13 protein-coding genes are annotated in these 13328 nt (G+C 37.5%); 4 read left to right on the forward strand and 9 right to left on the reverse strand.

Features of this window, described 5'->3' with window-relative positions; all coding sequences use genetic code 11:
* Positions 1 to 113: 113 nt before the first annotated feature.
* From BM207_RS06585 to BM207_RS06625, 9 genes are all read right to left on the reverse strand, one after another.
* Complete coding sequence (locus tag BM207_RS06585; RefSeq protein ID WP_090992777.1) at positions 114 to 1304, reverse strand: phosphoglycerate kinase; 1191 nt, start codon at positions 1302 to 1304, stop codon at positions 114 to 116.
* Entirely contained in the window at positions 1301 to 1738 is a 438-nt protein-coding gene (locus BM207_RS06590; RefSeq protein ID WP_090992778.1) for a GNAT family N-acetyltransferase, read from the reverse strand. The genes BM207_RS06585 and BM207_RS06590 overlap by 4 nt, the downstream gene beginning before the upstream one ends.
* Positions 1731 to 2726, reverse strand: a complete 996-nt coding sequence (gene gap, locus BM207_RS06595) for a type I glyceraldehyde-3-phosphate dehydrogenase (RefSeq protein WP_090992779.1) — start codon at positions 2724 to 2726, stop codon at positions 1731 to 1733. The genes BM207_RS06590 and gap overlap by 8 nt, the downstream gene beginning before the upstream one ends.
* A gap of 16 nt (positions 2727 to 2742) precedes the next feature.
* Positions 2743 to 3873 carry an MraY family glycosyltransferase gene (locus BM207_RS06600; protein ID WP_245768048.1) on the reverse strand — a complete coding sequence of 377 codons (1131 nt, stop codon included), beginning with the start codon at positions 3871 to 3873 and terminating at the stop codon, positions 2743 to 2745.
* A gap of 32 nt (positions 3874 to 3905) precedes the next feature.
* A complete protein-coding gene (locus tag BM207_RS06605) occupies positions 3906 to 4649 on the reverse strand; it encodes a glycosyltransferase family 2 protein (protein ID WP_090992780.1) in 744 nt (247 codons plus the stop codon).
* Positions 4650 to 4680: 31 nt separating this feature from the next.
* The gene (locus BM207_RS06610; RefSeq protein WP_090992781.1) at positions 4681 to 5208 is read right to left on the reverse strand and encodes a hypothetical protein; all 528 of its coding nucleotides are present in this window, start codon (positions 5206 to 5208) and stop codon (positions 4681 to 4683) included.
* Between the two features lie 326 nt (positions 5209 to 5534).
* Positions 5535 to 5993, reverse strand: a complete 459-nt coding sequence (locus BM207_RS06615) for a hypothetical protein (protein ID WP_090992782.1) — start codon at positions 5991 to 5993, stop codon at positions 5535 to 5537.
* 298 nt (positions 5994 to 6291) lie between these two features.
* Positions 6292 to 6717: a hypothetical protein gene (locus BM207_RS06620; RefSeq protein WP_143095923.1), complete on the reverse strand. Its 426-nt coding sequence runs from the start codon at positions 6715 to 6717 to the stop codon at positions 6292 to 6294.
* Between the two features lie 203 nt (positions 6718 to 6920).
* The gene (locus BM207_RS06625; protein ID WP_090992784.1) at positions 6921 to 7310 is read right to left on the reverse strand and encodes a hypothetical protein; all 390 of its coding nucleotides are present in this window, start codon (positions 7308 to 7310) and stop codon (positions 6921 to 6923) included.
* A 307-nt stretch (positions 7311 to 7617) separates the two neighbouring features.
* On the opposite strand from BM207_RS06625, the gene BM207_RS06630 reads away from it, so the two are divergent.
* From BM207_RS06630 to asnB, 4 genes are all read left to right on the forward strand, one after another.
* Complete coding sequence (locus BM207_RS06630; RefSeq protein WP_090992785.1) at positions 7618 to 8439, forward strand: polysaccharide biosynthesis/export family protein; 822 nt, start codon at positions 7618 to 7620, stop codon at positions 8437 to 8439.
* A complete protein-coding gene (locus tag BM207_RS06635) occupies positions 8439 to 10841 on the forward strand; it encodes a GumC family protein (protein WP_090992786.1) in 2403 nt (800 codons plus the stop codon). The genes BM207_RS06630 and BM207_RS06635 overlap by 1 nt, the downstream gene beginning before the upstream one ends.
* Entirely contained in the window at positions 10814 to 11341 is a 528-nt protein-coding gene (locus BM207_RS06640; RefSeq protein ID WP_245768049.1) for a UpxY family transcription antiterminator, read from the forward strand. Before BM207_RS06635 ends, BM207_RS06640 begins: the two co-directional genes overlap by 28 nt.
* Before the next feature lie 169 nt (positions 11342 to 11510).
* Positions 11511 to 13298 carry an asparagine synthase (glutamine-hydrolyzing) gene (gene asnB, locus BM207_RS06645; RefSeq protein ID WP_090992788.1) on the forward strand — a complete coding sequence of 596 codons (1788 nt, stop codon included), beginning with the start codon at positions 11511 to 11513 and terminating at the stop codon, positions 13296 to 13298.
* The last annotated feature ends 30 nt before the right edge of the window (positions 13299 to 13328 follow it).

A 13328-nucleotide genomic window follows, 5' to 3' on the forward strand; every position in this document is an offset into this window, starting at 1 on the left:
ATTAAACGAGTATCGAAGGAATATACCGTTTGTATAGGCAGTATAGCAAAATGCTCCCACCCGACAAGCTTAAGTCGGCGGGAGCATTTATATTTTAGCTCATTAATGTGTTCTTATTCTTGGATTGCTTTTACACCTGGCAACTCTTTACCTTCCATATATTCGAGCAATGCTCCTCCACCAGTTGAAACATAACTAACAGCGTCTTCCATGCCAAATTTTGCGATTGCCGCAGCCGAATCACCACCTCCAATTAGCGAAAAAGCACTATTTTTCGTAGCTTCAACTACTGCTTCTGCAATAGCCCTAGTTCCGTGTTCAAAATTTTCCATTTCAAAAACACCCATCGGACCGTTCCATAATAATGTTTTCGAGTTTTTTATCACCTCAGCAAATAACGCGATTGTTTTCGGACCGATGTCCAAGCCCATCCAGTTGTCTGGGATTTCCCCACTATCTACACTGTCTTTATTTGCATTGTTATCAAATTTATCAGCAATTACCGTATCTACCGGAAGTACTAAATTAACGCCTTTCGCTTTAGCCTTTTCCAATAATTCTAAACACAAAGCCATTCTATCTTCTTCCAGCAAGGAAGTTCCAATTTTTCCACCTTGTGCTTTTGCGAAAGTATAAGCCATTCCGCCACCTATAATTAAGTTGTCAACCTTTTCTAATAAGCTTTCGATTAATAAAATCTTATCTGATACTTTGGCGCCACCCATAATCGCTGTAAATGGCTTTTTTGCACCGTGGTTAACTTTCTCAGCATTTTTAAGTTCTTCGCCCATTAGAAAGCCAAAATATTTAGCTCCTTTAAAAAATTGAGCAACAATTGTTGTTGACGCATGTGCGCGATGAGCGGTTCCAAATGCGTCATTCACATAAACATCTCCTAACTTCGATAATGCTTCTGCAAATTGGACATCTCCTTCTTCTTCCTCCTCATGAAAGCGAAGATTTTCCAATAACAGCACATCACCCGGAAATAAATTTCTAGCCTTCTTCTCTGCATCTTCACCAACACAATCTTCTGCAAATTTCACAGTTAAGTCGAGCATTCTCGATAAATCTCCTAAGATATGCTTTAAGGAATATTTCTGATCAGGGCCACCTTTAGGGCGACCTAAATGCGACATTAAAATTACTGACCCCCCGTCTTTAAGCACTTTTTGGATGGTAGGCAGTGCGGCGCGCATTCTCTTATCGTCCGTTATATTAAAGTCTTTATCCAATGGCACATTAAAATCTACCCGGATTAAGGCCTTTTTGTCTTTAAAATTATATTGGTCTACTGTGTTCATATTATATTTAAGTTTAGAATCATTTCATAATGTGGTCCAACATCTTCAATTTCAAATTCGGAAGATACCAGTTTAAATCCTTTTTTTTGATAAAATTGAGTTGCACCGCTTCTTGCATTACACCATAAATAAGCTGCTTTTAACGCATTCAGCTCGCTGATCGCAAAATCCATTAATTTTGCACCATAACCCTTTCCTGCAAACTCGCTATCCGTTGCCATCCCGCGAAGTTGATAACCTAATCCCGCCCTATCTTGGTACTGTTTTGGAAAAAAAGATGCCACTGTCACAATCTGTTCGTTCATAAAGAAACCTAAATGAAAAGCACCATCTATATCGTCTGTAGGGAATAGACAATTTGCTAAAGGTGAATTATCCCTTAACATCTTGCTTCTCAGCGGCAAAGTTTCTTGCGAAGAAATATACTTAATCATTTCTAAGAGCTATTTTTTCTACTAAATCTACCAATCTATTTGAATAACCCGATTCATTGTCATACCAGCCTACTACTTTTACCAAGTCACCAACTACCGAGGTAAGTTGCGCATCAAAGATACAAGAGTGAGGGTTATTTATAATATCAACGGAAACGATCGGATCGATAGTATATTCAACAATTGAGCGCATCTTCCCTGCTGCTTCTTTTTTAAAAACCGCATTAATTTCTTCTATACTTGTTTTGTTTTTCAACGTACAGGTAAAATCTGTAAGTGAACCATTTAAAACAGGCACACGAATTCCTGCACCTCCCAGTTTATCTGCTAAATGCGGGAAAATATGGGTAATCGCTTTTGCAGCACCTGTACTCGTAGGGATAATCGAGGAAGAAGCCGCTCGAGCGCGTCTTAAATCTTTATGAGGTGTGTCATGTAAACTTTGGTCGCCAGTAATCGAGTGAACAGTGGTAATATAACCATCTTTTATTCCCCAATTGTCATCCAAAATTTTAACCATGGGTGCAACATTGTTTGTTGTACAAGAGGCGTTTGAAAGAATTTTGGCTTCCAAATCAATGATATCATCATTTACACCGATCACTACCATTGGAATTTCCTTATCACTTGCCGGAGCAGAAATGATAACCTGTTTTGCGCCAGCAGCCAAATGCATAGATGCGCCACTATAATTGGCAAATTTACCAGTAGCCTCAATAACGAGGTCAATATTTAAGTCTGTCCACGGCAATGCTGCAGGATTGGCATTTGCTAAAACCTTAATTTTTTTACCGTCGATAATTAAATATTCTTCGTCGTGCAATACCTCACCTTTAAATTTGCCATGCACCGAATCGTACTTAAAAAGATGCGCTAAAGTTGCTGGCGCTGTTAGATCATTAATAGCAACAATATTCAAATTGCGTTCAAGCGCAGTACGTAAAAAAGTACGGCCAATTCTGCCAAAACCGTTTATTGCGATGTTCATATCGCAAAACTACGATTTATAAATCGATGTTTTTACCCTTAAATGTATCTTTAAATAAGACATCCTTCAAGGCGTAAGCGGGGTCTTTCATTTTGCCCAAACTATAGGTTATCAAGGAATTAAACACAATACATATACCGATTAACAGCGAAATAAGTATAAAATTACCTAGGTTTTGAAGGGATACTGCTAAAAAAATCATACAGATATTGAACAGACCTAGACACCATAAGATTTTTTTTGTGCTGAATCCTAGCTGTTGTAACCGATGATGCAGGTGGTTTCTATCGCCCATAAACGGAGATTTCCTATGAAGAATCCGGATAAAAAATATTCTCAATGAGTCAAATACAGGCACTAAAAGTACGGCGACTGCAATGGCCGGAGCCGAGTAAAAATTGGGATTTGGAATAGTTCCAATTTTATTAAGTTCGATAAATTTAATGGCTAATATGATGGCTACCAAGCCGATCAATAAAGCACCGGTGTCGCCCATGAAAATCTTTGCCGGCGAATAGTTGTACACTAGAAATCCTGCGATCGCACCCGTCATAGCAAACGCTATAAACGCATAGGGTAGTTCATTTCCGATAGCAAAAAAGATCCCAAAACTAAGGGTAACAATGACTCCTATCGTTCCGGCCAGGCCGTCAATTCCGTCAATTAAATTAAACGCATTGTTTACGAAAATAATCAATACCATAGAAAAGAGTCCACCCCAAAACACATTTACTTCCCATAAGAAAAATACACCGTACAAGCTACTAAGCCTAAAACCTCCCAGCACCACCAAAATAATTGCTACGATCATCTGTAAAAAGAATTTTGTGCCTGGATTTACGCCATATAGATCATCCTTCAGACCTAACCCGAATAAAATAATACAGGAGGTGATCAAAAAATTGGCCTTCTGGTAGTTTACCGTAGTGGCGAATAATAGTATAGTAATGGTGAAACTGCAAAATATCGCTACCCCTCCTAGTCTAGAAATCTGAACACGGTGCGACTTTCGATGGCTTTCGGCACTATCGAACAATCGATACTTTAAAGCAATATGAATAATGGAAGGAATACCTGATACGGCAAGTAGGAAGGCCAGACCAATAATTGCAAAATAATAAAGTAAGTTTCCGGCTAATAATTCCACTTGTATTTAAATTAAAATTTACGCTAAGTAAGTTATATAAATTGCTTTATCTTACTCAATTTTTTCAATATAATCGTTAAAAAAGCAAACGGTATATGATTTGATTTCAACGCTTTATAATCATTTATTAAGGCTTTGTATCGATGTTTCATAGAGGCATTGCTCATTCCACCTGTACGCATTCTAACGATCAATTTATCTAAAAATACGGCTTTAATATGATTTTTATATAAAAAACGAAGCATTAATTCATAATCCGCCGCACTATCAAAATTTAAAGAATAGTAACCGAGTTCTTCAAAAAGCGATCTTTTGACATAAAAAGTAGGATGGGCTGGCATCCATCCCAAAACAATGTCACTTTTTGTAAAGGGTTTAGCAATCCATTTTCTAACGATTTTGCTTGTGTTAATGGGATCTATATAATTCAGATTTCCAAATAATGCATCTGGATCTTCGTTGGTAAAGCAATTCGCGATCGATTCAATTACATCTGGAGCGGCCAGCATGTCGTCTGCATTTAGTATCCCAACTACCTCTCCAGTTGCGATCCTGATCCCTTTATTTAGGGCATCGTACATGCCTTCATCTTTTTCAGAGACAAAATGATCGATATGTGCTTTATATTTTTCAATAACTTCCAGACTACCGTCTTTAGAGCCGCCGTCGATCACAATATATTCAATTTCGGGGTAGGTTTGTTCAATTACAGATTTGATACAATCTTCTAAAAAGGCTTTGCCATTGTAAACTACCGTAATAATTGAAATTTTCATACACAAATAAAAATGTAAGATACGGAAGCGATTAGACTTCCGGGCACATTAATCTATTTCGTATAAAGAAAGTACTTAATGCTCCAATCCCAACTATTACAACCCACACATAATCATCTAGTGGCACTGGGGTTTGATCGGTACTACATTTACTGGTTTTCATATAAGAATATGACACATAGCTATCTGTTGAGATAGGCGGACCGCCTAAATAAGGGGAAATTACACATTGCTCGCCTAAATAGCTAAATTCATTCTCCGCAGGGATAGGCACATTCGTCTTCGTATCGTAATCGTAATAACTACTCGCTGGATAGGAATTAATATAGCCACATCGATAACCTTGATATTGATTGTGGCCATTCCCCCAATAAATAGGAATTTTTGCACCATTACTTTTATAATACTTAATGGGAGCCGTTCCGGTGTAAGCAGGGGCGGAACCTAAATATTCGGTATAAACATAGCCTTGGCCAATTTTGCAACCAGTACCAGAGATATCAGCAGAGACCAGATAAGCGGGGAGCATTAATAAAATTAGGATCAGAAGTTTTCTCATAGCAATAGCAAAGTATAGTCTTATCTAACAAAGGTTATGCCCAACCTGTAGATAAAAAAAAATTGACCTCAAAGAAACATTGAACGTCAGAGTAATTACGTGATTATTAAAACACTAACTACAAATATCAAAGATTTTATTAACAATAGCAACCGTTAGGCTAGCTATTCCCTAAAAAGACTATACGTATACTCCCAACCATTTGTCAAGAAAAATTTAACGATTTTTTTTCTACGGCATAGCGATGCGGAATATCGGGTAATAACCTCTACTAAATTACTCAAAAATCCGCAGTCAAGTTTGAAAATTCATTCCCGATTTTACATTTATATAGTATTAAGCGGTTTAGCCCAAATAATTTGTCTGCGAATAAAATAAATGGAAAGAATGCTAACTCCAATGAACAGTGCAAAAACTTGATTGTCCATCGGACAGTCGTAGCTCAATGTATAGGTAATGGTTAAACCGAGATGCTGCACCCATCCTCCGCTAGCGATTGTAATTCCTTGAACAGCGCACTGTGCCCCGTAACTTGGATTTCCAACAAATCGGGGGCAACTTGCATAATCATTATACCAATCCTGTAAAAACGGCTTTGTAGGAGATGAGTAAGTCGGGAAATTAGGCTGGTACCACTGACTAACAGGATAACTTTGAACACCTTGATAATTGATATAGAGAAAATTATCGTTTCCGATCCTACAACCTGTCACAGTTTGAGCAAAACCACTAATCGACAATATGAAAATATTGAAGAAAAATATAACTGGCTTTGTAAACCGCATATGTGTGTTTAGGGCAATGGCTATGCCAATAAATAACGGTTTCTTTAGTTAAACTAAAGATTGCCAGTGTAATAGTTATATAAACAAGTTGCTTTAACTCAAATAAAATGGGAGGAAAGCACAATTTGGCATCTTATCGTTATTTAATAAGATGAAATTGATAAATATCTTACTAAGAGAAGTTCAATTAATGGAATTAATAAAAGGTAGTTTTTGTGGATTGCACGAGGAAAATCGGGGAAAATTCACCGCATGACACCTCAAAATTACTCAATCTCTAGCAACCATTCCCGTCAGCTTAAACCAATAGGTTGCTTCTTCGGATAAAAAGAAAACCTAATCCCGCCATAGCGGCAACCATAAAACCTACGTAGTCATCAATTGGGCACTGCATGAAGCCTTTTAGTCTACCCGCCTGCTCATAATAATAATTTTGCCCCTTTTTAGAGGGGTCATAATCATAGGGCCCTGTACAATCCCGGCAATTATTCTTAGTTCTAATTACACAATTTCCCATAGACACAGGTGCACAGTAGATACCCGTGCCTATTTGTCCGGAAGTTACCACGGGGCTAGTTTCATAAGCTGGGCCATAGCCGCCCGGGCGAGGGCTATATACTCCCGCAGGGCCGGTATATAAATAGCCTGTATCATCTGAAACACATCCAATTACTGTATAAGTTGAATGGGCATTTATACTCAAAATCGATAACAGTAAAGTCACGATGCCTATTTTAAATTTTTTCAAACCTAGATTCTAATTAGTAAACACTTTTCGACATCAACTCCAAATACGTGCCACAGCGTTATTTTAAATAAAGATTTCCTAAAAACTTAATAATGAGTAAATATAGGCTAAGGCAGAAAAATTTCATAAATAATTTACTGAGAGCTAGAGCCATATTTTTCCTCAAAATGGGAAAATTATTACCCTAAAGATAACAATCGTACATACCTTTTCCGTATAAAAAACATCCCTACCAAACCTATTGGAATTAGCATCCAATTTATATAGGTATCTATTGGACAATAAATTGGCGCCCCGATTCCATAATCTCCTTGAAAGCCGTTCGCCGTCGTAAACCACACAAAGAACCAAACCCTCACTTGGCAAGGTGTTGAACTGGTTCCATTTCTAATGCAAAAACCCGTTGCATTTATGTTAGGGCTATCGTCATAGGAAGGGATCCCCCCCGAGCTTCCAGCATTTGTTCTTGTATGAAGTTTATTGCCCACTAAACAGCCTACCGTCGCGAAAACAGGTTGTGAAAAAATCAACAATAAAAACAAAACCCAAATTACCTTACTCCTCTTCATGCCATTAAATTACTAGTAAATTGCCAGAAAAACCAATTAATTTTCGATTACTCGAACTATGAAAGCGTGACAATAGTTATGCCGCGGCAATGAGTCTACAGCTTGAGTTGGCAAAAACCCAAACAAATAGTTTCAGCTAATTGTTGATCAATAGACTTCCTAAACATGGTAGCATCTTATCAAAAGATATCTTTAACCAGGATATTAACAATATTTTAACCAACAAGAAATTGTTAATAAGTTTAGTGTGGAACGTTGTTTGATTATATTTTTTTTATAAAGATCTTTATGCAATTAATATCATAAAATGGCAAAAAAATTCGATTTAAAGTCCTATTCCCAGTTTTTTGTTCTTCTTGCAATTTTACTTTTGAGTTCTTGTGGATCAACAAATCAACAAACCTTGTTTAATGCCGATTCTGATATTAGTGTCGAATCGCTCAAGGATATCTATGTGGTAAATGACCAGGGTCAAGCGGATCTATATTACAAAATTAAGGAGGGAGATGTAATTGCCATCCGAAATTTACAGAATAAACGATGGGGTATAGGTCAGTCGGGAGGTACGACTTCAGGTGCCGAAACAAGTATAGCTGCTACAAATACCGCAGAGACTACTGCAATTACCTACATTGTAGATGACCATGGAATGGTTAAACTACCTGCTTTAAAGGCTCCCGTTAAAATTTCTGGTTTAACCAGAAAAGAGGCGACCCAAAAAATACAAGATTTATATGTAGCGAATCTTTTGGTAGATCCAATTATAGAACTGAATATTGTTAATTTAAAGGTTTCCTTATTGGGAGAATTCAGCTCACAAGGCAATTATTTCCTAACTAAAGATAATACTACATTGCTGGAGATTTTAGCCGAGGCGGGCGGAATTCCGAAAACTGCAGATCCTAGAACGTTAAAAATTATTCGTGGAAGAGAGACCATACATGTCAATCTTACTGATGCAAGTATCATTGGAAACAGGAAGTTGATACTCCAAAACAATGATATTATAACTATCAAGCCAAATAAGAACGCGTTAGATCAAGAAAAAATTCAAAGATTTAACAATATCATACAACCATTATTAGTTGTAGTTAACCTCGTAATCCTAGTTTTCACTTTAAGCAAGTAATGGAAGTATCAGACAAAATAGAAGAAAAGAAACCCGTAAGTCAGAGTATTGATTTCTACAAAATATTCAAGGTTTTTTTAAGCAGATGGTACTGGATTGCCGGTTGTGTAATTATTGCTTTAGCTATTGCTAGACTAAATTTAGCCTATACTGAGCCAGTATACAACACCATGGGTCAGCTAAAGTTACAAGAAAGCAATCCCATGCTCAGTAGTGGAACCTCATCTGCATCACAAGTTTACAATTACACGGATAAAATTCAAGCCGAGAGCTATGTAATTCGTTCTCAGGAAGTAATGGATAATGCAGTGAAAGTGTTAAATTATCAGATTGCCTACTTCTATAAAGACAGATGGAATCTACGTGAAGTTTATCCATTAGTACCCTTTAAGATAAAAATCATTAAACAGGATACTTTATTTTTCAATAGTGGACTATATGACGTTAAGCCGATAGACAACGATAGCTTCTCTTTGCTTACACCCGATGATCCGAAAGGTAAACCTAAACGGTATAAATACGGACAACCAATAAGTGCCGGCCAAATGATTTTCGCCATTACTTCTCGAATTCCAACAGAATACAACTTCAGGTTTAATGCCAAGCAGGAATTAGCTGGCCGCATACAGGGCGGATTAAATGTATCGGAGGCTGGTAGGTTTACCAATGTAATGGCAGTGTCGCAAACAGACAAAAACGCCACTTTTGCTGCAGATGCGATTAATGCGGTGATGAAGGAATATGTAAAGTTCGATATTCTTGACAAACGAAGATCTGCCCGGCAGACTGTCGATTTTATCGACCGCCAGTTGAGCTTTATCACCAAGCAGGTTGACACCTCGGGAAATTCTTTGGCCAGTTATAAAACCCAGAACAAAATTGTTGATTTAAATACAACCACTTCGAACATTGCTGGTAAACTGGCCGATTTTCAGTCGCAGAAATCATTATTGGAGATCGAGTTGGAAGGCATCAACCAATTAAAAGATCAAATAAATTCTACCCAAGGCGCACTCCTCCCAAATAATAACTTAGAAGGAAACGTGGGCGGCTTATTGAGTGGTTTGATTACCCAATTTAATAGTTTGATAGAAGCTCGTACAAATAGCCTGGTAGATTTTAACGAAGACTCGGAGCCTATTAAGATTTTAGATACTAAAATAAGAACAGTTAAAGAAAGTATTCGAAAAAACATTAACTCCTTACTTGCCCGTAATCAAAGAACGCTTCAGTATCTCAATTCCCAAATTACCACGCTTAATCAAAGTCTTAACAGCATACCTGTAAAAGAACAAGACTATATCAAATTGCAAACAAGCTACGAAGTAAATAACAAGGTGCGATCTTATTTAACCGAGAAAAAGCTAGAAGCCGAGATGAATGCTGCAGCTGTGGTTCCGGGCGCAGCAATTGTTAATTTGGCTTACCCTAATTTCTACTCGATTGCCATAAATCCGAGTAAAACTTATGCCACAGCTCTTGTACTAGGTTTGGCTGTAGGTATTGGATTGATTTTATTAGTTAGATTTTTAAACCCATACATATACGACAAAGAAACTGTCGAAGCCTTAACAAGAACCCCAATTATTGGTGTAATTAGAAAGTTTCCTGAATATATTGATAAAAACAACAGACAAGCACTTTCATTGTCAAAGCCTAAATCAGTTTTTGCTGAGTCTGTACGCTCCGTTCGAACAAACTTAAGTTTTATGGCGAGCCATAAGAAAAGTAAGACAATCTGCATTACTTCGGAGGTGTCGGGTGAAGGAAAATCATTTGTTACCGTTAATCTTGCAAGTACACTTGCCCTAATTGATAAGAAGATTATTTTAATTGCGGCCGATTTACGAAAATCTAAGCTGCATAAAGCTTTTGGTAGTCCCAACAAAGTAGGTTTAAGTTCTTATTTAGCAGGAATAGAAACCCTCGAAAACGTGATTATGCACGACACTGTTCATGGTATAGATTTTTTACCTTCTGGTCCAGTTCCCCCCAATCCATCTGAGCTGCTGCATACGGAGAAAATGAAAGAGCTATTGGCAATCTTAGCCCCTAAATATGACTACGTATTAGTGGATACCGCTCCTGTAGGTCTGGTATCTGATGCGATTCCTTTAATTCGCCAGTCCGATGTAAACCTTTTTGTAATACGCTCTGGCAAATCGCAATTAAGAGCTGCTGCTATTCCAGAAAGGTTGTCTAGAGAATACGGACTCAGCAATTTAGCCATCGTACTAAATGCGTTTGGCGATGATGCATTACATGCTAATTATTATACCACTGATTATTCTAGAGGTGGTGGCAATAGCACCTATTATTATTCAGATTATTCAGGCTATGCTGGCAGTGGCTACTATGATGAAGACCCTAAAAAATGGTGGGAATTTTGGAAGAAAAAATGATAGACAAAGATTATAAATGGTATCCGATTTACACACGTTCGAGAGCAGAAAAGAAAACGCAGATAGCATTAAATCAGAAGAATATTATTACTTATTTACCATTAATCAAAGTTGAAAAACAATGGAGTGATCGTAAAAAAGTTACGTTAGAACCTTTATTAAAGTCCTATTTATTCATTTATATTTCCGCTAAAGAATTCACCGAAGTTTTGATGACTTATGGGGTATCGCGTTTTATCTATTTTTCGGGATCAATTGTAAGTATCCCAACTAAACAGCTAGACGATCTTAAATTATTGCTCAGTGATGGATCAGATTTGGAAATAAATGAAACGGAAGTAGCGCCTGGAGAAAAAGTAATTATAAAAGCAGGCCCCTTTAAAGGAATCTTAGCAGAATTAGTATATTTAAAGCATAACCAAAAAATAGTCTTGCGACTAGAAAACCTTGGCTACACTATTTCGATCAATACGTCTTTGGCTAATATTGAACGATTGTAGAAATGGTTGATTATTAATAAATTAAAAAATATCAGTGTGACTGAGAGGGCGAAGCTGTGTGTGGTTGGTAGAATCATCATTGCGAAACGGGACCGTCATTGCGAGGTACGAAGCAATCTCGTTTTAGATTGCTTCGTACCTCGCAATGACGGAATAAAAGACAAAATAAATGTGCCGAATAGCAGGAATTATTAGTAAAAACGAAAATTATCCCAACCTTCACGACAACGTGAAAGCGATGTGCAACATCATGGCTCATGGCGGACCAGATGATGAGGGAATCACCACTGCTGAACAAAACGGGTTCGTTTTCGGTCACCGCCGTCTTGCTTTGATAGATTTAAGCGAAGCTGGTCACCAGCCCATGCATTACAAAGACATAAGCATTGTCTTTAATGGTGAAATATATAATTATCTGGAGTTAAAAGGAGAACTCCAGAACTCAGGTTTCGATTTTACTAACGCAACCGATACCGAAGTAATTCTGGCTGGCTATACGGCTTGGGGCGTTTCGGTTTTTGAAAAATTAGAAGGCATGTTTGCTTTTGCTTTATACGATAAGAAACAAGATTCTACTTATTTAGTGCGCGACCAATCTGGAATCAAACCACTTTATTACAGCATCAATTCGGGCATGTTAATATTTGCCTCGGAGGTGAAAGCTTTCAAAACCACTTCATATTCATTTGAGGAAAGCAAGGATTGGAAAACTTATTTCTTAACCTTTGGCCATATCCCCCACCCCTTCACTACATTAGAAAATGTTTACTCGTTAACAAATTCTTGCTTTTTGAAATGGGACCATCAAACAGCAAGTCATGAAATTGTGGCTTTTAGCCAAACCGATTATACCACAAAAGTTAACGATGAGCATAGTGCCGAAGAGCTGGTTAAACATCGGTTAGAGAAAGCAGTAGAAAACCATTTAATCGCAGATGCACCAGTGGGTGTGTTTTTAAGTGGGGGGATAGACTCGAGTATACTCACTTTGCTTGCAGATAAAGCAATTGCAAGCAATCTCAAAACATTATCTATCAATTTTGCAGAACAAGCTTTCTCGGAAGAAAAATATCAAAAAATTATTGCAGATCAAACCCAAGGCACGCATACTTCTTACTTAGTTACCCAGCAAGATTTAGAAAAAAATTTAGACGAAATCTTATCAGCCATGGACCAGCCTAGTAATGATGCCATTAACTCTTGGTTTGTGAATAAGTGCGCTAAGGAAAATGGCTTGAAAGCGGTTTTGTCTGGCATAGGAGCCGATGAGTTATTTGGAGGATACCCTTCTTTTAAGAGAATGAAATTGGTGAAAGCTTTAAAGCGTTTGCCTAAGTTTGTACTAAGACTAGCCGATAAACTACCTTCCGAAAAATTAAAGCGAATCTATTTTCTGAGTTATGATAATCCAGTAGGTGAATATCTCTTTTTAAGGGGATTTTTCACACCTACAGCCGTATCACAGCTTTTATCAATACCCAAACATCAAGTAGATCAGCTATTGGAGAACTTTCCATTAGATCAGGAAATTAAGAAACTAGCGGGTGGCGAGCGTGCTTCGTGGATGGAAACCAATCTTTTTATGAAAAATCAGCTGTTAAAAGACACTGACTATATGAGTATGGCTCATAGCATAGAGGTTAGGGTGCCATTTTTAGATCAGGAATTAATCAAAGCAATACATCAAATTTCGAGCGACATCAAATTCGGCGATCAACCTAAGGGTTTGTTAGTTAATAGCTTCAAGGATATCTTGCCGGAATCAATTTGGAACCGTCCAAAAATGGGTTTTACCTTCCCCTTGCAAGGTTGGCTAAGGGAGAATAAAAAAATAACAGACCCCGGCTTGTATAAAGAAAACAGTTTGGCCAATAAATTAATGGAAAAATTTAAAGCCGGGAATTTGCATTGGTCAAAAGCATATGCGTTGTATCAGGTTTTTAACCCGTCATCATGAGCTTAGTCGCATCATTATTAAGTTAGTCCC

Source organism: Pedobacter insulae, assembly GCF_900113525.1.
GTDB lineage: Bacteria > Bacteroidota > Bacteroidia > Sphingobacteriales > Sphingobacteriaceae > Pedobacter > Pedobacter insulae.

What these genes read in the sequence shown, in the direction of transcription:
- BM207_RS06585 (WP_090992777.1), bottom strand. Translation starts at nt 1,304, where the DNA reads ATGAACACAGTAGACCAATATAATTTTAAAGACAAAAAGGCCTTAATC.
- BM207_RS06590 (WP_090992778.1), bottom strand. Translation starts at nt 1,738, where the DNA reads ATGATTAAGTATATTTCTTCGCAAGAAACTTTGCCGCTGAGAAGCAAG.
- gap (WP_090992779.1), bottom strand. Translation starts at nt 2,726, where the DNA reads ATGAACATCGCAATAAACGGTTTTGGCAGAATTGGCCGTACTTTTTTA.
- BM207_RS06605 (WP_090992780.1), bottom strand. Translation starts at nt 4,649, where the DNA reads ATGAAAATTTCAATTATTACGGTAGTTTACAATGGCAAAGCCTTTTTA.
- BM207_RS06610 (WP_090992781.1), bottom strand. Translation starts at nt 5,208, where the DNA reads ATGAGAAAACTTCTGATCCTAATTTTATTAATGCTCCCCGCTTATCTG.
- BM207_RS06615 (WP_090992782.1), bottom strand. Translation starts at nt 5,993, where the DNA reads ATGCGGTTTACAAAGCCAGTTATATTTTTCTTCAATATTTTCATATTG.
- BM207_RS06625 (WP_090992784.1), bottom strand. Translation starts at nt 7,310, where the DNA reads ATGAAGAGGAGTAAGGTAATTTGGGTTTTGTTTTTATTGTTGATTTTT.
- BM207_RS06630 (WP_090992785.1), top strand. Translation starts at nt 7,618, where the DNA reads ATGGCAAAAAAATTCGATTTAAAGTCCTATTCCCAGTTTTTTGTTCTT.
- BM207_RS06635 (WP_090992786.1), top strand. Translation starts at nt 8,439, where the DNA reads ATGGAAGTATCAGACAAAATAGAAGAAAAGAAACCCGTAAGTCAGAGT.
- BM207_RS06640 (WP_245768049.1), top strand. Translation starts at nt 10,814, where the DNA reads ATGGTGGGAATTTTGGAAGAAAAAATGATAGACAAAGATTATAAATGG.
- asnB (WP_090992788.1), top strand. Translation starts at nt 11,511, where the DNA reads ATGTGCCGAATAGCAGGAATTATTAGTAAAAACGAAAATTATCCCAAC.